This window comes from Lactobacillus gigeriorum DSM 23908 = CRBIP 24.85 (genome assembly GCF_000296855.1).
In the GTDB taxonomy this organism is placed as follows: Bacteria; Bacillota; Bacilli; order Lactobacillales; family Lactobacillaceae; genus Lactobacillus; species Lactobacillus gigeriorum.
The window spans coordinates 22859-42153 of record NZ_CAKC01000044.1; the positions used below are offsets into that span (position 1 = coordinate 22859).

Below are 19295 nucleotides of genomic sequence, written 5' to 3' on the forward strand. Positions count from 1 at the left end.
TTTTTCATGAATAACACCCCCGGTTCTTTGATTAAATTATATCATAACTTAGCCTTCCCCGAATTAACAAGTTTTATTACCTGAAAGTTACCAATCAGGAGGCCAGCAAATCTAGCCCATTATTACTAAGAATCCCCATTGCTGAAGCAGTTCCTGCTAATGATATATCAGCTTGGTGAGCTACTGAAGAAACATAGCTCATCCCTACACCTAAATCTTGAAACCCGGTTGATGTCATATCAGCTGCATAAGCAAGTTGATTGACTACATCCTTGGTATTTTTGGTCATTCCAGCAGTTGATTTGGCCCTCATGCCAAAACCTTCAAGGACCTGACTTGATACTGTAACTACATCTTTGAAATCATCACCAGAAGCAACAGATGCTTGTAATTCTGTTTGCATTGCACCTAGAGCTTGTTTTGTGGTGTAGCCTCGCTTCACAAGATCTTCATATGCTTCGGCAATTGATTCTTGAGATTTACCATATTTAATGGACATCTCTCTTCCTTGCCTTTGCATTTCTGCAACAGCCTTGGTTACTTCTTTTTCTTTTTCACCGCCAAGAACTGCAAGGTTTGTAATCTCTTTATACGATTGTTGAAGATTTTGAACTTTCTTAGCCCCTTTAAAGGCTTGGTTAGCTATAACAGCTATTCCTCCTACAATTGCTGATGCTGATGCTTTTGTTTTAGAGAGACCTTCTGACACAACCGAATTCATTTTGTGAATGCGGTTTTCAGCTTCAGTAGCTCCCTTAACAACTTTATTCCATATTGATGTAGGATAAAATTTATTTTGAATTCTTTCAGCTTCAGTTAACTCTTTGCGATATTTAGCAATAGAAGTTGCTGTTTCATTTATCCTAATCTTCTGTTTAATATATGCTTCACTTGTTGCACTTGAACTGGAGCCTATCTTTTTTAGTTCAGCTTCTTGAAGCTTTAATTGTTTGGTTAAATTATCAATCGATACTCTATAGCTACTGATTTTTGCTTTATTAGCTTCAAACTTTTTCCCTTCAGTCTCTAATTTAACAATGTAAGATTTAGATAGAGCTGAGATTGAATTATAGTTTTTTTGAAGCTTAGCCAATCCGCTTTCTTGATATTTTAACTGTTCTTTAGTTCTAATTTGCTGTCCTACTAAAGAATTTAATTGACGTTCAGAATTGGCTATCTGTTTTGCATACTTATTATATGCTACAGCACCTTTTTCTGTACTCTGATCAATTTTTCCTTGCTCATCTCGTAAATACTTCAAACGCTCTTGAAGCAACTCGATATTTTTGGTTAGCCCATTGTATTTTTCTTTAGCAGCACCTAATGCATCCCCAGCCGATTTCATTTGTGCTTCATGAGCCTTCCAAACAGCAGTAGTTGCTCTAATTGCCGATTGAAGTCCTTTAACAGATTTTGAAGCTTCTACAGTATTGATGTCAATTTTAGTAGCCATCAATTCAGTTACTTTTGCCATTAATCTACCTCCCCTCTAAATAAATTAATCCGCCCATTTAACATTGTCATATGAGCTACTATTATTGCTTGAGGTATCCGCAAAATCAGGAACAAGCTCATCTGGTGCAGATAATACCTCAAGTAGATCAAAATAATCTTGATTATCAATCTGATCTGGCATTACGCCTTGCTTTAACAGAGTTCTTTTTAACAACAGATAATCATTATGTTTTCGCTTTAGATCAAAGATTAATTTTCGCTTTTGGATTGATCTTCTTTTGGGTCGGTTTCATCCTCATTGATGTCATTAATTCCCTTTAAAAATTCTTCAAAGGTTCCTTCTGTATATCCTTGAAGCATGGCCACAACATAAGAAGTATAGGTCATTACTGTTTCTTTTTCGTTAGCTTCGTTGAAGTCTTTATATTGCTTAGAAGTTAATCCAAGTACTTTCTTTAAAAACTTTTCAATGTCATCAACTAGTTGCTTTTGCTTTTTAAAGATTTCAATTACTCCACCATTTTCAGGGAGTTCATCTTGTTCAACCATTTCCAATTGTAGATTGATAGCAGCATCAAAAAGTGTACCAGTTGGTTTCACAATAAAGTAAGGTTTATCACTGTTAAAAGGTTTTGCATCGATTCTAATTAAAGCCATAATTTTTCTCCTTTACCTACCCATCCCACCCTACATAATTAATTAATGTGAACCTGAATCAGAACTTACACAGCAGGTACAGGCTTGGCCTTGGTTCCTTTGAATGACGGAACATTATCTTCGCCTTCACCATCGGCTTTGAATCCTGGAAATACAGTATTAATCATCTTGTCAAAATCAAATTTGGCATCAGTTGAAAGCCACTTACGATATGGTAATTTTTCACCATCAGTAGTTTCAAATGCACCATAACCTGTTGCAGTAAATGTTGGTGTTACATCTTGTTCATCATTGTTATCAGTTTGATGGTTATGAGTTGCATCTACACCTGTTGCATATCCAAATGCTTCAAAAAGCAAACCGCCATCTAAAGTATCTGCAACTGTTAAAACTGCAAAATGTGGTGCAATTTTTCCACGTGACCATCCGCCATCTTCACCTTGAACATAACCAGTTAGTTTATTGGATTCAGTAAAACCAATATCAAGGAATGATAGTTCAAGAGTAGGTGTTTGTGATGGTCGAGTATTTCTCTTAGATTCATTATCTGCATATTGAGAATTACCAGCTGCATCTAAGTTTTGGTAATTTGCAGCAGTGGTACCCATAACACCAATATGAGGTCTATAAATACCTGAAGTAGATAATCCCTTTGTATTATCTGCAATAACTTTGTGCTCATCGTCAATCATGGCAAAATATGTTGCTTTAATACCATGAGTAGCTGATCCTGGTGTATTAGCCATTTAATTTCTCCTTATCTTCTTCATAACAAAAAAGGTCATAGTAATCTGTTCAGTATCTGGATCTAAATATTGTGGTCTTTCACTGGAAAGCAGCCACCCATTATCCATTAACAGATTTTCTATGACTGTCCTAATTTCGTACGGCTCAATAAGAGCCTCTTTTTTAAAAAATATTTGAATTTCTTCACCAGCTAAAGTAGCTACTGGCCGATTACTATGATGAAAAGTGGGTGTTTGGACAGAATCTGTAATTCTCAATGTCGTTTTTTGCTCACTTACATCATTAGGTCTCTGACCAATAACAATATCATCTAGCCATGAATAATTTTCATTAGCAATCAAATCATAGATTTCAACAGCAGGAGCAATCATGATTTCATCGCCTTTCTCAAGATTTCTTTTTGAACAGCAAAAACAGCTTCTTTGTTTTCTTCCCTTACTACTTCTAACCAATGATCACCAACAATTTTTACAGTGCCATCGTTGGTATACATTGCATTAGCAGCATGTCGATAATTTTTCCATCCAACTATTGCTGTTCCATTCTTAATTCCTTCAGAATTGCTTCTTTGGATTATTACATTGTCAGCCATGTGGCCATATACTTCATCATTATGTTTGGAATAGTGTTTTCTTTTAGCAGTTGAAGCAATCGCATTTCTTAATACCTCTGCTCCTGCTTCTACAGCCATTTGTTTTTGAGCGGTACTTGGAAGCAGCTTATCTAATCCCTTAGCAAAATCATTTAATTGTTTTTCTAGACTATCAGCCATATCAATTCTTCTTTCTTAACGTAACCTGATCATAAGCAGTTGGATTGATATATGGATCAGAAAAAATGCCGGTTACTTCAAACAGTTGATTGCCAATTTTAGCTAAATCAATATCATCCCAATTTCTACGATGATGAACTAGATAGATAACTGTACTATTCCAGTCTGAGCTGACTGCTTGAACAATTTGAGATGCATTTAGGCTATAAATACCGCCTAATGTTTTAAATTTAGCTACAAAAGTTTTTTCTGTAACCCCTCTGGTTCGATTGATTGACGATTTTACAGTACCGAACTCAATTACCGTGTTCAGCCGGCACGCTTCCTGAAGTTGAACCATTGATAATCACCTCATCATACCTTGCTCGCAATTGACCAATTATTTGTTTAGCTGTAGTGCTTGAATTAGCACTAGAAGGATGTGTAAACCAGTTGCCTGCAATTGCAAAGCAAGCTAGCTTATATAAATCAAATACATCATCTGATTTATAAAAGCTTTCATCTGCATCCCCAACTGCTCTTTGAACAAAATTCTCTGCTGCAACCAAACTAGACTGTAATCGAGTGATTGAAGCATCATCTAATAGATCATCATCATCTAAATAGCCTAATGATCGCTTAAGTCCGTCATCAACAGATAAATAGTTTGCCATAACGCATAACCCCTAATCGATCAATCCTAATAACTCTGACTTAGTAGCACGAGAGCCATACACAATACCGATGCTATCAAGATATTGTTTGATTTCTGCTACTGTACTAGCTTCAGTCGGCTTATTTGGGACTACTAGCTGTACTTGCTGCTACTTGATCTGTTACTGCTGTAAATGGTGCAGATACAAAGGCATCTGGATCAATAAGCTGAGTATCAAAGCGATCAATTATACGAATCTTTACAGTATCTGTTTCAAATGAACCAGCACCAATATTAGTTGCATCAATAGTCATATTTTGACGATCAAATAAAGTAATAGCTTCTTTAAAATCACCAAAGTATAGCGGGTGCTTGCCAGTATCATCTGGAAGGAACTTGTCATCAATTACAGTCACTGTCTTTCCTTCGATTTGGTAGATTTCAGGATTAGTTACAGATGGTTGCATTAAATATCTGCCTTGAGCATCCTTAACCTTAGCTAAAATCGAAAATCCAGTACGATTAGTGACAAAACTAGAAGTTGCTGCAATAGCTGGATCTAAAGTAGCAAGTACTAAATCTTTAATATCATCAAACTTAGCTAATTGAGCTGTCTTCGTTCCCTTCTTTAAAGTAGCAAGAATTTCAGTATTTCTTGTCACAACGTCCTTCTTAACAATCCAGTTATTGAGCCAAGCTAAGATATTTTCTGCAGTATCTTTAAGCAACGTATTGGTTACAGTCATTAATCCTGCATAGCGCTTAACAAGATATTTAATTGTAGTCAATTCTGGTTCATCGATGGATTGAATTGAGCCATCTTCTTGATCAATTTTTGAAAGTGGCGTAATATCAGCGGACTTTTCATAAACTCGAGTTCCTGATGGATTATTGACATTTTCAACGTTTACCAAGTTTTCAAGTGAAACAAAGGTACGTCTCAATTCTCTAATTTGATACTGAATATCACTTGGAATTGTTAAACCAGCACCACCCTTGCCTTCTTGAGCAGAAGTAACTACATCTTTGAAGTCATTAATAAATTGCTTTGTAATATCTTCTGCCTTTATTTGTTCTACAGTAGCAGGAGATTTAACAATCTTATCCTCAATTGATGCAGTTTCACTTGTTTCTACATAATCATCATATGCTTGCTTAGCAAAATCTCTTACTTTAAGTGCTTTTGCCAATTGATCCTTAATTTGAACTAATTCTTCATCTGAGACAGAATCAGGATCATTAACCGCTTTTAAAGCAATCTCTTGTTGCTTAGCTTGCAAGTCGGTTACTTTTTGACCTGCACTAAGCCAAGCTTCATAGAATTTATTCATTAGGTTTCCCCCTTTTTATTTAAAACAAAAGACCGAGCTTATATTTAACTTGCTCGGTCTTAGACTTCTTATCTGTGAGTTTATCGACATCATCGGTCACTCTCTTAGGATGTAGGATTTGCTTAATATCTTTAATCTGTTTTCTGCTTAGCGATATTAAGCCTACGCCGTTGTAAACATTATCCGTTACATCTGCTTCTTCATCTTCAAACAAGATTTTATCCGCAAAGCCTTGTTTTACGGCTTGTTCTGCATTGATCCATGTCTCTGCTTTAAGCATGTCATACAAAGCTTCGCATTTAATGCCTGTCTTTTTATGAAAAACATTAACAAGCATAGTGTCAATTGAATCGGTTGCTTGCTTTGCACTCGCCATTGCATCGGTATTTCCACTAGCTGATGTGGATGACCGATGGATCATAATCTGAGCAGTAGGAGATATTTGTACACTATCACCAGCCATTGCGATAAAAGAAGCAGCGGATGCTGCTAAGCTTGTAATATGAACATCTACTTTACCTGGATATTCTTTTAAAGCCGAGTAAATTTCAGATCCTGCAAAAACATCCCCGCCATTAGATCCAATATTTACAATTACGTCTTCCCCACCAGCTTCTGATAACTGATCAGCCACACTAGAAGGCGTAACAGCAGTGTATCCAAACCATTGATAGATTTCCGCATTGTCATCGCTAGAAATAACCCCTTTAATATTAACTGTCGGCACTTGCATCACCCCCTTCCGTTTGCATTACTGGTAAATTATTGGGCAAATATCCTGTTTCTTTTAGGATATATTGAACTTGGTTAGCTCCTAAAGCTCCATCCTTTACCATCACAGAAAGTTGGCTAGCAAAATCATCACCTACAGTATCAAGTGCCGGTCTTAAATCTATCGTAAAGCCTGCATTCAACTTATTATTTAGTTCTGAAACTATTGATTGCACGTATCTTTTTAATGTTCGACCATAGACAGCTGTAATTTGGTCAATATTAGATTGTTGATCCCCTTGACCTCCAATATATGTATCAGGTACTCCATAAACTTTAGCAATTTGCTTACCAGTCCAATTTGATTGTGATAGGAGCTTAGCAATATCGGATTTAATTTCTAATGGTTGATATTCTTCAAGGTCATCCAACACTATAGGTCCTTTACCACCTTGAACCTGTCTCAAAAACATCTGACTTCTAGCTTTTTTAACCTTCCAATCTAACAAGCCTCCTCCTTTTACTGTCAAAATTCCAGGCGCCATTACAGATTGATCCAAAGAGTGTAAAGTCAATTTGTTAAATGAATCTTTGATCTTTAATTCTGTAGCTAAAGCGGAGAGTGGACTTAATCCAGTTTTACCACCTGTTGTTGACAATAATTTAAAATGAAGAATATCAAATTGTGGTACTTTAAAAAGCGTTCCTCTTTTAGGCTCATCAAAACTAATATCATAAACTAGTCCTGATCCATCATCTAACATTCTAGAAACAACTTGAGAGGGTCTAAGATATTCCCAATTCATATCAACGCCATTAATATTTCTGTTTCTATAGGCAAAAGCTTCACCAGATAACAATAATTGAGCGCTGATTGCCTGCCAAAAAGCATGGCCATTAGTGGTTGGCGTTGGATTATCTACTAAATTTTGAATTCTTTTTGATCTAGTTTGATATTTAACAGAAGCCATATCACCAGATAGTTGCATTATCAATGAATAAATATCTGAATTCTTTAAAGCTGTAGAGGCTGAAACATAACCATTATCATCTGATGGATTTAAAAATGTTACCAAGTCTTCATTAGTCATAATTGAGGTAGTTGCTTGTTTGGCAAAATTAAATATTGGCATTCATTAATCACCTCCATTTCTAGGAAGCGTATCAATCAATAAACATGTCAGTAATAGCACTAAACCAGTGCCAATCATGCCTGCTATATCATTCCACAAAAAAAGTGCGAAAATAATCGCACCAAATCCTAAAATATACAGCAAAATATCGAGAAATCGCCACAAAATTTTTACTAGTTGTTTAATCATCAAAGTCTCCACCTCCTAACAGTCCTGAATCAGGATTATTGAACCAATCAAGCACTTGTTGTTGCGTCATTCTTTCAACTTGCTTAGAACGATCATTTACCATTCCAAAATCTTCGAAATGATACATTCCTTGATATAATGCATCAATTATTGCATCTACAACGTCTATTTTTAGCGATGCAGCATTCTTATCGATCTGAATACCGATCTTATCTTCTTTTACAATTGCATTAAGCAAGGCCTTTTCTAATACTGGATCATCAGGCCTAGAAACAGCATGCGTATAAAAGATTTCTTGTAAGAATTTTGTTGGATTACCCAAAGTTGAAGTTCTTTGAGCCACATCCATTACTGCCCACTCAGTATTAGCAATCAAGCTTTCAGTAATATTCTTTACTTGATAAGATCCAAACCTATCATAGCCAAAGAAAATCACATGTAAACGATGTTTGTTCACATATTCAATTAACCACCGATAAACTTGTTCAGGATTTATGATGCCATCAGGGTGTCCAGTGATCGTACAGAATCCCCTTTTTTCTAATTCTCGATAAGCTAAACCATCCTGATTTTCCTTAACTTCAATTGATCCTGCTTGATTAAAAGGAATAAATGAATGCTGTTCAATATGCCATCTAGCTTGCCCATTAACTTCATAAGGATAAACAAACCCAATAGCAGTATTATCAGAAAACATAGAATAATCGAGTCCTATGTATACATCCCTGCCATCAATCACAAAGTCATTATCAATTGCATCAACTACGTCATCTAACTTTAAAAAACTTGTAGCTGATTGCTCAAGCCAGATATTCAAAGACTTATTCTCAAATTTAGTTATTGTATCAGTCATCAAAGCATTTGAGCGGGCCTTTTTCAGGTCATCAATCATTTGCGGAACCATCAAAGCCAAAGGATTGGATTTAACCCAAGTTGCTTCCTGGAACAATTCATCTTTATTATCTTGTTCCCAAACTAAACATAGATAGTTATCACCGCTTGTTCTGTCAAAATCTCGCTCCATGTTTTCCATGGAAGTAACTTCATCTTTATGAAAAGGAGTTGTGGGATCTGGATAAGCTGTGGATATTTGTACAAATTGATAGTCTGTATGATCATCATTACTAGATCTGGTTTGTCCAGTGGTAATATCTGATACTCCCTGTGAGTCGGTTATCTGCCCAAATTCATCACCTATAGCTAAACTGAAATGAAATCCATCATAAGATCCTGCATTGTAGGTAATCCCAAGAATTCGGTTATTATTTTGCCTCATTCTTATAGTATCTGATTGACTAGTTAAGCTGTCCGAACTCAATCCGACCTCTTCACCATAAGATTTAAATGGTTCGACTTGTAGAACATGCTGCAGAGTCTTTTTTACATATCCAAGCAATTTAGTTGTCTGTTTGTAATTTATTGAAGATACAAGATAATCTTGGTTTGCTTTACCAATCGAACCAATCAAAAATTCATAGACAATCAGGAGTGCCATTAGATATGTTTTTCCATTGTGTCGTGCCATTGACAGGATTACTCGCGTAAATCGCTTATAATCTTGGGCATCGCGCCAAGCTAACATTTGAGAGTAAATAAACTTTTGCCACGGTTCGAGCTTAACAAGTTTATTAACAGATTCTCCAGTTGGACATATTGCAGCGAACTTCAAGAACTTATTTAGCAAGTTTACATCATAGTGATATGGAAAATCGCTGGTGTTTTGCCTTTGCAAGTCTCTTAAATGTCTAAAACAAGCTAGCTGTATCTTATATGGAGCAATAATTTTTCCATCTAGCACATCAAAAGCATAAGTAGTTCCAGGATCCTGATATCTTTCACGAATATTTTTAAAATCAATATTTTTATAGGCACCCAATACATCATGAGTTTGGGTTAAATCAACTCTTTGCATTAAAGAATTCCCTCATTGAATCTGAAATAGATTTTTTATTGTCTGTTGGTTCGCTTAATTCCGACAGTTCCGATCGTGCTTTAGGACTTAATCCTAACTCATGACCAATAGAAGCCATCTTGTTTAACGAATCAGATAACACTTGATAAGCGGGATTTTTACGAAAGCCCATAAAATCTTTGTTTACTATGTCACCATTTACTGGATTGACGGAGGTTTTATAGATAGCTTGCTGTATCCCATTTTCTTGAATATCATCATAAGCCGTTCGATATAGATCATAAGCAGAGCAATATTGCTGAACCAGATATTCATCAGCTCTTAAAATCTTTGGATTTTTGTTCAGATAATTAGCAATTTTAGGCCATAAATATTTGCCGTAAGTTCCTAACCATTTTGGTGCTTGTGTTGGTACTTTCGGCTTTGATAGATCAACATTCGCCATCTTTAACCCCCCTTTCAAATTTTTTGAAAAATCCTTGCGTCATAAAAGCGAACGCCTCACGTGCGGATTCTCCGTGCGAATTATCACCCCGGGGGATGCAAAAATAATCTTTTATTATAACTATAGCCACTGAATATTTAAGCTCTTAGAACTGCTTTTTAGTGCTTATACATCATCATTAATTTCGAAATTATTTTTATATCCCGTATTGGTGGATTTCCTGTGCGTTTATTGTTTTTGCCTGTCCCATAATAATGTTGTTCCCAAATTGTTTTGTAATGGTGACATGATTGGCAGCAATAAACCAAATTTTCCAGATCCGCACGATGACCAGCAAACAATTCAGAAGGCATTATGTGATCAACTATCTTACCCTCTGTTAATTTGCCATTAACTCTGCAATATTGGCATAGATTTAAATCGCGATCGATCACGATGCTTCTTAAGGATCGCCATTTCTTTGTGTGATAAAACTTATTCTGTTCTGCTTTATCCGGCTCAGCATATCTTTTGATTTTGCTGTACATCTTTTGTTGCATATATTGATTTGATCGTTCATATCTTATTTCATCGTCTCTATGATTTGTACAAAAAAAGCTGCCACTCTCTGCATATGAGTGACAGCCTACATGTCTACATCTTCTAACTTTAGGCATCCAATCTTCTTTTCAATTCTACATTGTCAATTATTTGTTTAAATTAACTCTTGGTTCATAACATATATGAAGTTATGAATTATTCATATGAATCAAAATACTATAGTCCTTTTGATATGATCTAAGTAGCTTATGCATCAAGTGCCAAGTATAATCATCAATATCTTTTTGAGGTTCTTTGATTCTAACTTTTAATAAATCGCATTTTCTTTTTGCTTCAATCTCCCAATCTTTGAAATTCATTGCATCCCTCCGACAAAATAAAAAAGCCAGAAAATTAATCTGACTTGTTCTTATCCTTATTTTCACTAGCTAACTCGTTATTATCGGATAACTCATTAATATTATTCAACAGCGATCCAACCATTACTATAAATGATGTCCCACTAAAAATGCTACCAATAATTTTATGTCCCTTTAATATCAAATAAAATGAACATAATATAAATAAGATACAAAAGACCACAAGAAAAATCATTGAAACCCAAGCCAAGCGTCCTCTTCTTTTCTGCTTAATTGTTTCTAGCTTTCGCCTATGAATAGATTCTTCAATACCATTATCAATAATCTTTTTGGCAGCATCCGGATATAATGCTTGATATCCAGCTAATATTTTAGGATGTGGGATTGGCCCACTATACATTTCCATAGTTGCAATAAGATTATCTTTTTCCTCATTTGTAAGTGGTAAACTTCTAACCTGCGCAATTATTTCTTTATCATTTTGACTTAGTTCTTTTTTACTTTCAACAATATTAGATTGAGATACCTTTTCATCTTGATTAACATTATCGGAAGTATCTAAATTATTTAGGACTTTATCATTTTGACTTTCCAAAGCTAATTAATCCTCGCTTCATATCATTACCTACCTTTTTCCAGTCATTTATGGTAAACCCCCCATAATTTTCTTCAATTTGATATTTTTGCTTTTGCCCAATAAATAACTTTAATGTTTCGCCTGGAATTTCAGCTATATCAGTAAAAATCTTTATCGATAAATTTATAAAGTTATGCATACAAAACAGCTCCTTTATATATCGTTATTTTACAATAATAGCTAATCATAGTAAATTCTAGAGTTTCACTTTTAATAATATTTGATAATAATTGGTAAGCGAATAGCCAGCATCTCGCGTTAACCTTGAAATAAACAAAAATAGCTTATATACTAGTGTTAGTTCAAGCAAGTATATAAGCTAAATCATCAGTTGCAAGCTGGTGATTTTTTAGTATGTAAAACTAATCAATTCCAATATTTCTTGTAAAAAGTCTGATGGAACAGTGTCCACAATTTTATAGCTTCTACTAGAAATATCAATCGACCTTTCATGTTCAAGTAATGCTTTACCATAAACAGCCAAGCCTTCTGGCAATTCAATATGAAGTGGGAATTCTTTCATATTTGTTGTTATAGGTACAACTTTTACAAGTCCATTATTAATGCGATTAAAATCATTATTGGAAACAATCAATGCAGGTCTATACCCACGTTGTTCATGACCACTAGTTGGATCAAAATTAACCATGATGATATCACCTTGTTTTACCAATGATATTCACCTCCTCTCAAGGCGAATATCAAATTAAAATACTTCTTTACCAACAGGTTTTCCCCAATCCAACTCTAAAGACTTGCCTTTTGCATTTTTTCTTTCTTCTTCCCAATACTTTTTATAATCAAAGCCAGAAAAAAGTTCTTTCAAATTTTGTGGTTTTCTTTTCTTTTCTAAAATAATCTTATCTTTATCAACAGTTACCAAAAATTCAACAAAGGGATCATTAATTCCAGCTTTCGTAAGAATCTCTTTCGGAATTCTTATAGCATTAGAATTCCCCCATTTACTTAACTTTACAGTGCACATATGACAACCTCCATTTACATTTTCAGTATATACTTATGTGTCTACATTGTAAAGATGATTAACTGCTAAACAAATAGCTAGCACATCTCGTCTTATGTGCTAGCTACTGACTGTTAGGTATTAACTAAAATAATATTGAATCGTATCGTATACAAGATATTTTTACGGGCATTTGCCCAATGTGATACAGCAGGAATCGAACCTACTTAATATCGCGCCAGCGTATCACTTGCTTCTAACTTGGAGGTATCAAATTACACACGTATGAAATTTAAGACCCTTTTACAACTATGTAAGGGATGCAATCATACATCCCTAAAACGGCGGTGGGAATCGAACCCACGATGCACCTAAAGTCGCCGTTTACAGTTATAGATTTTATTATTGAAGCTCTGATCGATGTAATCGACCAATTGTGGTACAAGGAATCGGACCTTGTTTTTTTGTAGCCATACACCACTACCAACTAATAAAAGAAAAATAAGTTGATTAACTAATGAATTTGCTGTACAGAATACTATAAATAAAAAAATTACAAGGGATTTCTCCTTTTTAAAATTTTATGGCTAGACTGTTTTCGTACAACAATAAATCATCAGTATAACATTATCGAGTTGTGTCGCTGCTGCAAGCTCAGAACCTGGGATGATAATTAAGCTTTATGCAGGTCTCGGCGTACTTTGGACCTCTTTTATATCCTTTCAACTCGACAATACTATAATAAAGGTATTTTTCTCCCCTAGAACTCCCACGTTTCACCCTTAAAACTCCCATTTTTAATTTAACTCGTATTCTATTGGTTTCACATAAAGAATGTTGTTCATATTGATATAGAGTTCTGAAACATCCCTTTGACTGAAAGACATAAAAGGATTGTAATCTTCAATTCCATATCCTTGAATGAAACAATTATCTGCTTTGTTGTAAATTTCCCAGTCATATTCTGTATCAGTTAACAGAATTGTTTCTTTATCAATTAATCTAACTAAAAATCCCGATTTCATTTTATTCACCTCATCAATTCATATCGCTAAACAAATTCTACCCAAACCCAAACTCCTGGATCTGAACTGTACCATTTTTCGCAACTAATATAAATTACCTGCTTATCATCCAAATAAATGCCCGTTTTGCCAGAACGTAAATTAGTATTCATGCCATCTAAAACCGATTTAAGCACATTATCTACGTCTGGCTTCTTTGCAGGTCTAATATCATTTCTTGCAGCAGCTTCTTTTTTCCATTTAGGCCAGCTTTTTGGAATTGCATAACCCAAATCGACCGTAACTCTTACATCCCCATCATAAGGTTTTTTATTTCCAAACTTCTTTAATGCATAATATCTTACTGTTTCTTCAAAAATACGAGTCTTCATCGGCGTATAAGCATGGCCTGATACTACTCTTGCTCTTTGCTTTCCTACTGGATTTCCGGGGATAAAATATTTCAAATCATCATAGATTTCCAATTTATAATCCTTTCTTTTTCTCGCTATAAATAGCTAACTTATCAATTTTTAGAGGATATTTTTCTTGTAAGGAATCAAATACTTCGGCAAATTCTAAAAGTGCCTTCGTTTGTAGTCTATAGAATTGACTATCTTTTATTGCCATCCTTTCATACGTAACATAGTCCGGTAATCCCAACAAAAACTTATTTTTTATAATCGCTTGAGTATCGTTAGTGCATTGATTTATTGCTAATATGGTTCTCGTAACACAAATATCGGCAATAGTATTCCTGATGAATTTATTCTCAACGTGGTTAGTCCCATGTGAACTTACGCCTGTTGGATCAAAACTAGGACTAGTAACATCTGATCTGCGGAATTGTGAGTAATTCAAGGCTTTTTCAAAATCGCGCTTAAAAAACTTTTTTACGCGCTTTTTTGTCTCATCCCTATCGAGTTCTTCTGTAAAGAAACTGATCAATTCCATATTTTTATACTCACTCCAGTTCTAAATTAGTTCCGCATTTCCCAAAATCATACCTCTAAGCTCTTTAAGTTCTTTTTTGCTTATCTTATACGTTGCATGACTTCCATAGCTTATAAACTGTAAATTTAATTGTTTATCGAAAGCATAAGTTTTCCAGCCATCAGTTACCGAATCACCAGGTTTGTAATGATGGCTTATTTTAGCTTTTCTTTTAACGGCTTTTTTCTTTTTGGTTGCTTCAAGATTAACTTCTTTTCTTTGTATATACTTCATAATTTCTTCTTTGGTATTCCCCACTAATTCCCACAAAGTATTCAAATCTCGATTTCTTATCGGTACTGATGTAATCGAGCCATATCTTTCTTCTAGCTTATGGATCAAATCATAGAATCTCTCTTTTTCCTTATCAGTCACCATTAACACCACTTGTTGTAAAAATAATCTTTAATGCATTGATATGAATCTCATGAAGCTCTGCTTTTAGCTTTTTATTCTCTATCTTAGTTCTTAGTATTTCATCCCTAAGCATTTGATTTTCATCCTTTAGCGATTCTGCTTTTACCTGCAATTTATTAATGACGCCTACAGTTTTTTCCTGGCTTACAAATTTATCTGGATCTTTCAATGGAACTGCCCATTTTGTTAATTCTTTTCTATAATCCATACTTCCATTCTCCTTTTCATGCATTCTTTTCATCCCTATCATCAAGGTCATCAAATATTTGTTCCAAATCTACATTTGGATCATATGTTGGCTGCTTCTTGCTCCAGTCTGTAGCTGTTTCTTTCTTATTCCTTTTAGGGATGCTACCAGATCTATACCACAATTTTTGATGTAAATATTTTTCGAAATTAGTTGGATCGAATAGCGTTGCTGGTATTAAAAGATATTCCTTATCCGTACCTAGCCAATGAGAGCACTTAATATCAATAACTGTTTTAAAATCGTCTAATCTAGATCCTTTTTGCCAAAGATCCTTAATCAATTTTCTACTTAGATTAGCTGTACTCCTAAATTTATGAATTGGATCATTGAAACGACCAGTTTTAAGGTTTAGATAATCAACTATTTCTTCATAAGGTATATTTTCCTTATCATAATTCTTTTCATTTATTATCTTTGATATTTTTTTATATTGATAATTATTGTTATTGATATTTATTAGTCCGCCCTTTTGCATCGAATGCGTTTCGCATCCTATGCGTTTTGCATCGGATGCATTTTGTAGCATTTTCGGCTCATTCTCTGCTTTTTCGCCATCGATGGCGTTTTGGCTATGATGGTTGATATTTGGATCATCGCTTAAAATCCAGTCCATTCCATCAAAAGATCCGTCATTGCTTTGTCTGTGGACGCGCTTTAAATAGCCTTTCTCTTCCAATTCCTTTAATCCGCTTCTTAAAGCTCGCTCGCCATCAGTTGAATGCTTTGCTATTTCACTAACATAGAACTGCCATTCGTTTGCTTGGCTCCATAGATAGATAAATATTCCACGTGCCTTCCATGAAAGACTGCTATCTTGAACCAAGTTGTTAGATATATTTGTGTAGTAATTGTTGTATTTCTTAATGAGTCTAACCATTTTTCTTTACCCCTAGCATGTCTATAACCTTATTGGTCAAAGAATCAATTAGTGCATCCCCTTGTCTTATTTTCTTTAGCTCAATACCAGGATCGCTATTTTCACCATACTTCAATGCATCGCTTACTAAATTAATCAATGGTATCTCCATGCCATGATAGCTAACCATCGTTGATCTAGCTTTTTTTAAGTAATCCATTTCTTTTCTTGCTTCCATTTGGTATAATTCTCCTTGGTTTTAGAATTTGAGTCGCTCACTGTTGTGAACGGCTTTTTTTGTTACAAAATAGCAAACAAAATTGCGATTATTGCTAAAATAATAGACAGAATTGGTAGAACAATCTTCCACCAATCATGGTTGTTATTAAAGTCGTCGTCATAGTAAGTCATGAGGTTTATATGTCTCCTTCTGAAATTATTTCTTGTACCGTTGCTGTTATTTCTTTGATTTTTTCAACTATCTCGCTAATCTCTACTTATCGAGAAAAACACATAAAAACTAAGATCCGCTTGCAATGGATTTCATCAATTGGAAATCAAATAAATGCTAATTTCCTAATCTCTAATATGTCTTCAAGGCCTACCACTATTACTAATATTTCCTTTAAAAATCCTATTAGTGGTTGTGATTTCTCAGCAAGTCCATATCCTGTAATTTTGCAAGGTGATGAACGTGATCCAATCGTTTCAGATGCGACACCTATAAATGTTGCTCCTAGGTCTTCTATTAGCGTTGTTATGGCTTTCCAGTATCTAGGCCAACACCAAACGTTTGCAGCTGATAAAACTATGTTCACTTTCATAATTAACGAAAAGAAGAGACTTATTAAATTGACTAATCCACCAGTTATTAGCAACGATCAAATGTATTGGGCACTTAGATATTTACACCGTGCTTCACAGCTGTAAATGGTATTAATCAGTTTTAGAATTCAAGTCGATCACTGTTGTGACCGGCTTTTTTCTTTTTCAAAGGATCATAAATTGCATTGCTTGCAGCAATCAATCCTTCTTTTGTTTTTTGGCTTTGTCGTTTTGGTATTCGCATTATTCATTACCTCCTACAATAATTAACATCAATAACAACATAACGATTGGAACCATAATCAACAGGTAATTGCTATCTCCCGTACTAATTACTTTAATCGTTAAGAATGTTACAAATCCTGTTGCCATAATCATTAGCAAGATCAATATTTTTTCTATCAAAGTCATACCTCGCTAGATTAAGATAAATGATCCCAACCAGAACAGAATGAAACCCAAGGCAATCACTAAGCCCAACTGTTGATCTCTACTTAGCATCCCAATCAATCTCCTTCCTATGCTCATTCATCCAAATGGCAGCAGGATATTCAAAAATAGTCATCTTCCCACCTCTGCCAGGATGGATATTGCTTACCCAGTCAGGTTTGAAAACATATAAGATGTTTCGCTTAACCCAAGCCTGTCCATGTGGCTTGCAATATTTTTTTGCAAATTCCTGAACATTGATTGTTTTCCCTACAATTTGTTCTTCAGGAACATAGCCACGTTTGGCCATGATCCCATCAACAATCTTTTCAAATGATTTTTCATCAACTGCGATTTCCATTTTTATCCTCTCTTAAATCATCTAGACTGACACCCAACGCATCAGCAATCTTGCATGCGTTGGTAAAGCTTGGTTCTGAATGCTTCAGGCGATAATTACGAAGGGTGTTGTCTGAGATACCTGTCATTTTCGATAATCTGTAAATTGTCAAGTTTCTTTCTTTTAATATTTTTTCAACTTTACTCCACATTATTTTGTGCCTCCAATAATTTGTACCCACTATATTTAGTGGTATAATGTTAAATACCTAATAAGAAAGGTGGTGAATAAATGGAGTTAACAAGTTTCGATGAACTTCAACGTAAGCTCAATACTCTTGAAAACAATGCCAAGAAATTGACTGGCGAACATACTCTATCTGCTAAGGAACTGTTTCCAATATCTTTTATGCAAGAAAACACTAATGTTTCTTCACTTCAAGAGCTGTTTCCTAATTATGATGTAAGCAGTGATGCTACATTTAGTAAAATTCCTTCTTCTGTAATTGAACAATCGGTGAAGGAACATACAAAGTTCAATTCTTGGGACGAGTTGAAAGAAGCAGCTGTAAAGGCTTATGCTGAAAGAAAATTATTCGAAAATGTTTAATTTCTCTTCTTATGGTCAGGATTCTCATTTGAATTCTGACTTTTTGTTTTCCTTTCTTATTTGAAAGTTATTTATTTCATCTAAAGTACTTTCCAAAGCTTTCGCTTGTTTTCTAGCTCTACCTAATAAATTTTGGAGATCGTTCAAATTGTTTTTTTCTACTTTAAATAACGCTTTCATCCTCTGATCAGTCATCTTTTTTCTCCTATACAAATTCAATAGTTTTCAAAAACTTATTGATAAAGTATTGTTGTCCTTTACCGGTAACTTTTGGTGTTTTGCTGATTGATGTTGTACCGTTTGAGTGATTAATGGTTGTTTCTTTAATCTTAAACAAGCCTAAATTCATTGCTTTTTGAGTTGGCATGTTCCAATCGCTACCTTTTCGATTAATTAAGTAGCCATGTTCTCTTAACCATCTAAAAAGTCGTGTTGCACCAATTTCTACTCCGTTTCCGCGTAAAATCTTAGCTAATTCTCCGATTAAAATAGTAGATTCGCTTGTAGCAACTGAATCAGCAAACAATGCTTTTGGTTTCATTTCTGCAATCAAAATGTCTTTTTCACGTAATTGATCAGCGGCTTGTTGTAAAAGGCTAGCCAAACCCTCTTTGTTGTTAACAACATCAAAAGCTTTTTCATCTGTCATGTATGCTCCGTGTTTGCGGATCGCTGGAAGTACCTCGCTTGTTACCCAACGCTTGAATTTCTTTGCGGTTGGTAACTTGGAACTCAGGATCAAACTGTATAATCCTGATTCGTTGATGATTACCATTTCACGTCTTTGACCTGAGTCGGTAAATTGCCGAGTCAGCTTATCTTCTTCATCTACATGAGATTTCAAGGCATCTGCAGTTCTGGCATATCCAAGAATTGTAGCTACATCTTTTCCAACGAAGTAAGGTTCGCTATCAATGATCACTGTTCTTACTTGTTGATTTTCAAAGTCAAATAATTGTGTATTCATAATTCTCCTCTTTATTCATTTTAATCCGAATAATTATTTCAAAAAAAAGAATTTCTTTGGCATATTATATACTTCCGCCATTTTATCAAGCATTTTTTGAGTAATATCAGAAGGATCTG

Annotated in this window: 35 protein-coding genes; 2 read left to right on the forward strand and 33 right to left on the reverse strand. The window is 34.8% G+C overall.

The annotated features are described in order from the left end of the window. Nucleotides 1-94: 94 nt before the first annotated feature. The 27 genes from BN52_RS10400 to BN52_RS04560 form a co-directional block, all read right to left on the reverse strand. Nucleotides 95-1474, reverse strand: coding sequence for a phage tail tape measure protein (locus BN52_RS10400; protein WP_008473070.1), 1380 nt, complete (start codon nt 1472-1474; stop codon nt 95-97). Between the two features lie 24 nt (nt 1475-1498). Then, nucleotides 1499-1669 (reverse strand): hypothetical protein, encoded by a 171-nt coding sequence (locus tag BN52_RS10095; RefSeq protein WP_008473072.1) that lies wholly within the window; start codon nt 1667-1669, stop codon nt 1499-1501. A 35-nt stretch (nt 1670-1704) separates the two neighbouring features. Continuing rightward, complete coding sequence (locus tag BN52_RS04445) at nt 1705-2112, reverse strand: phage tail tube assembly chaperone (protein ID WP_008473073.1); 408 nt, start codon at nt 2110-2112, stop codon at nt 1705-1707. Between the two features lie 65 nt (nt 2113-2177). Further along, nucleotides 2178-2858, reverse strand: a complete 681-nt coding sequence (locus BN52_RS04450; RefSeq protein ID WP_008473074.1) for a phage tail protein — start codon at nt 2856-2858, stop codon at nt 2178-2180. Continuing rightward, entirely contained in the window at nt 2859-3230 is a 372-nt protein-coding gene (locus BN52_RS04455) for a DUF806 family protein (RefSeq protein WP_008473075.1), read from the reverse strand. Beyond that, nucleotides 3227-3631 carry an HK97-gp10 family putative phage morphogenesis protein gene (locus tag BN52_RS04460; protein ID WP_008473076.1) on the reverse strand — a complete coding sequence of 135 codons (405 nt, stop codon included), beginning with the start codon at nt 3629-3631 and terminating at the stop codon, nt 3227-3229. Before BN52_RS04460 ends, BN52_RS04455 begins: the two co-directional genes overlap by 4 nt. Nucleotide 3632: 1 nt before the next feature. Further along, nucleotides 3633-3971 carry a phage head closure protein gene (locus tag BN52_RS04465; protein WP_008473077.1) on the reverse strand — a complete coding sequence of 113 codons (339 nt, stop codon included), beginning with the start codon at nt 3969-3971 and terminating at the stop codon, nt 3633-3635. Beyond that, entirely contained in the window at nt 3928-4284 is a 357-nt protein-coding gene (locus BN52_RS04470; RefSeq protein ID WP_008473078.1) for a head-tail connector protein, read from the reverse strand. The genes BN52_RS04465 and BN52_RS04470 overlap by 44 nt, the downstream gene beginning before the upstream one ends. Before the next feature lie 121 nt (nt 4285-4405). Then, nucleotides 4406-5596, reverse strand: a complete 1191-nt coding sequence (locus BN52_RS04475) for a phage major capsid protein (RefSeq protein WP_008473080.1) — start codon at nt 5594-5596, stop codon at nt 4406-4408. Between the two features lie 19 nt (nt 5597-5615). Continuing rightward, nucleotides 5616-6329 carry a head maturation protease, ClpP-related gene (locus BN52_RS04480; protein WP_008473081.1) on the reverse strand — a complete coding sequence of 238 codons (714 nt, stop codon included), beginning with the start codon at nt 6327-6329 and terminating at the stop codon, nt 5616-5618. Beyond that, entirely contained in the window at nt 6310-7440 is a 1131-nt protein-coding gene (locus BN52_RS04485) for a phage portal protein (RefSeq protein ID WP_008473082.1), read from the reverse strand. The genes BN52_RS04480 and BN52_RS04485 overlap by 20 nt, the downstream gene beginning before the upstream one ends. 3 nt (nt 7441-7443) lie before the next feature. Beyond that, a complete protein-coding gene (locus BN52_RS04490) occupies nt 7444-7629 on the reverse strand; it encodes a DUF1056 family protein (protein WP_008473083.1) in 186 nt (61 codons plus the stop codon). Further along, nucleotides 7622-9541 (reverse strand): terminase TerL endonuclease subunit, encoded by a 1920-nt coding sequence (locus BN52_RS04495; RefSeq protein WP_008473084.1) that lies wholly within the window; start codon nt 9539-9541, stop codon nt 7622-7624. Before BN52_RS04495 ends, BN52_RS04490 begins: the two co-directional genes overlap by 8 nt. After that, nucleotides 9528-9986, reverse strand: coding sequence for a phage terminase small subunit P27 family (locus tag BN52_RS04500; protein WP_008473085.1), 459 nt, complete (start codon nt 9984-9986; stop codon nt 9528-9530). The genes BN52_RS04495 and BN52_RS04500 overlap by 14 nt, the downstream gene beginning before the upstream one ends. A gap of 158 nt (nt 9987-10144) precedes the next feature. After that, nucleotides 10145-10642: an HNH endonuclease gene (locus BN52_RS04505; protein WP_008473087.1), complete on the reverse strand. Its 498-nt coding sequence runs from the start codon at nt 10640-10642 to the stop codon at nt 10145-10147. Nucleotides 10643-10714: 72 nt separating this feature from the next. Continuing rightward, nucleotides 10715-10885, reverse strand: a complete 171-nt coding sequence (locus tag BN52_RS10100; protein WP_008473088.1) for a hypothetical protein — start codon at nt 10883-10885, stop codon at nt 10715-10717. Nucleotides 10886-10919: 34 nt separating this feature from the next. Beyond that, on the reverse strand, nt 10920-11480 hold the full coding sequence (locus BN52_RS04510) for a DUF2335 domain-containing protein (protein ID WP_008473089.1): 561 nt from the start codon (nt 11478-11480) through the stop codon (nt 10920-10922). Next, on the reverse strand, nt 11464-11661 hold the full coding sequence (locus BN52_RS04515; RefSeq protein WP_008473090.1) for a hypothetical protein: 198 nt from the start codon (nt 11659-11661) through the stop codon (nt 11464-11466). The genes BN52_RS04510 and BN52_RS04515 overlap by 17 nt, the downstream gene beginning before the upstream one ends. Nucleotides 11662-11871: 210 nt before the next feature. Next, complete coding sequence (locus tag BN52_RS04520) at nt 11872-12195, reverse strand: type II toxin-antitoxin system PemK/MazF family toxin (protein ID WP_008473091.1); 324 nt, start codon at nt 12193-12195, stop codon at nt 11872-11874. 33 nt (nt 12196-12228) lie between these two features. Next, nucleotides 12229-12507, reverse strand: coding sequence for an AbrB/MazE/SpoVT family DNA-binding domain-containing protein (locus BN52_RS04525; protein WP_008473092.1), 279 nt, complete (start codon nt 12505-12507; stop codon nt 12229-12231). 776 nt (nt 12508-13283) lie between these two features. Then, nucleotides 13284-13511, reverse strand: coding sequence for a hypothetical protein (locus BN52_RS04530; RefSeq protein WP_008473095.1), 228 nt, complete (start codon nt 13509-13511; stop codon nt 13284-13286). Between the two features lie 26 nt (nt 13512-13537). Continuing rightward, nucleotides 13538-13975 carry a RusA family crossover junction endodeoxyribonuclease gene (locus tag BN52_RS04535; RefSeq protein ID WP_008473097.1) on the reverse strand — a complete coding sequence of 146 codons (438 nt, stop codon included), beginning with the start codon at nt 13973-13975 and terminating at the stop codon, nt 13538-13540. 1 nt (nt 13976) lies between these two features. Then, entirely contained in the window at nt 13977-14444 is a 468-nt protein-coding gene (locus BN52_RS04540) for an ArpU family phage packaging/lysis transcriptional regulator (protein WP_008473098.1), read from the reverse strand. Between the two features lie 21 nt (nt 14445-14465). Further along, nucleotides 14466-14858: a hypothetical protein gene (locus tag BN52_RS04545; RefSeq protein ID WP_156640946.1), complete on the reverse strand. Its 393-nt coding sequence runs from the start codon at nt 14856-14858 to the stop codon at nt 14466-14468. Beyond that, nucleotides 14851-15108, reverse strand: a complete 258-nt coding sequence (locus BN52_RS04550) for a hypothetical protein (RefSeq protein ID WP_156640944.1) — start codon at nt 15106-15108, stop codon at nt 14851-14853. Before BN52_RS04550 ends, BN52_RS04545 begins: the two co-directional genes overlap by 8 nt. Before the next feature lie 16 nt (nt 15109-15124). Then, nucleotides 15125-16027: a conserved phage C-terminal domain-containing protein gene (locus BN52_RS04555; protein ID WP_008473101.1), complete on the reverse strand. Its 903-nt coding sequence runs from the start codon at nt 16025-16027 to the stop codon at nt 15125-15127. After that, nucleotides 16020-16244 carry a hypothetical protein gene (locus BN52_RS04560; protein ID WP_008473102.1) on the reverse strand — a complete coding sequence of 75 codons (225 nt, stop codon included), beginning with the start codon at nt 16242-16244 and terminating at the stop codon, nt 16020-16022. The genes BN52_RS04555 and BN52_RS04560 overlap by 8 nt, the downstream gene beginning before the upstream one ends. Before the next feature lie 182 nt (nt 16245-16426). On the opposite strand from BN52_RS04560, the gene BN52_RS04565 reads away from it, so the two are divergent. Beyond that, a complete protein-coding gene (locus BN52_RS04565; RefSeq protein WP_008473103.1) occupies nt 16427-16936 on the forward strand; it encodes a hypothetical protein in 510 nt (169 codons plus the stop codon). Between the two features lie 16 nt (nt 16937-16952). On the opposite strand, the gene BN52_RS10530 is transcribed toward BN52_RS04565, so the two are convergent. The 4 genes from BN52_RS10530 to BN52_RS04575 all read right to left on the reverse strand — a co-directional run bounded on the left by BN52_RS10530 (nt 16953) and on the right by BN52_RS04575 (nt 17811). Beyond that, nucleotides 16953-17075, reverse strand: a complete 123-nt coding sequence (locus tag BN52_RS10530; RefSeq protein WP_008473104.1) for a hypothetical protein — start codon at nt 17073-17075, stop codon at nt 16953-16955. Next, nucleotides 17075-17236, reverse strand: a complete 162-nt coding sequence (locus BN52_RS10285; protein ID WP_157685042.1) for a hypothetical protein — start codon at nt 17234-17236, stop codon at nt 17075-17077. Before BN52_RS10285 ends, BN52_RS10530 begins: the two co-directional genes overlap by 1 nt. Nucleotides 17237-17321: 85 nt before the next feature. Then, nucleotides 17322-17621: a hypothetical protein gene (locus tag BN52_RS04570; RefSeq protein ID WP_008473105.1), complete on the reverse strand. Its 300-nt coding sequence runs from the start codon at nt 17619-17621 to the stop codon at nt 17322-17324. Continuing rightward, the gene (locus BN52_RS04575; protein WP_082621081.1) at nt 17605-17811 is read right to left on the reverse strand and encodes a helix-turn-helix domain-containing protein; all 207 of its coding nucleotides are present in this window, start codon (nt 17809-17811) and stop codon (nt 17605-17607) included. Before BN52_RS04575 ends, BN52_RS04570 begins: the two co-directional genes overlap by 17 nt. Nucleotides 17812-17891: 80 nt before the next feature. Here BN52_RS04575 and BN52_RS04580 point away from each other — a divergent pair, with 80 nt between their 5' ends. Then, nucleotides 17892-18209, forward strand: a complete 318-nt coding sequence (locus tag BN52_RS04580; RefSeq protein WP_008473106.1) for a hypothetical protein — start codon at nt 17892-17894, stop codon at nt 18207-18209. A gap of 24 nt (nt 18210-18233) precedes the next feature. Here BN52_RS04580 and BN52_RS10110 read toward each other — a convergent pair whose 3' ends face one another. Together BN52_RS10110 and BN52_RS04585 are read right to left on the reverse strand one after the other, a co-directional pair. After that, nucleotides 18234-18404, reverse strand: coding sequence for a hypothetical protein (locus BN52_RS10110; RefSeq protein ID WP_008473107.1), 171 nt, complete (start codon nt 18402-18404; stop codon nt 18234-18236). A 10-nt stretch (nt 18405-18414) separates the two neighbouring features. Continuing rightward, nucleotides 18415-19176, reverse strand: coding sequence for a phage repressor protein/antirepressor Ant (locus BN52_RS04585; protein WP_008473108.1), 762 nt, complete (start codon nt 19174-19176; stop codon nt 18415-18417). Nucleotides 19177-19295 lie beyond the last annotated feature (119 nt).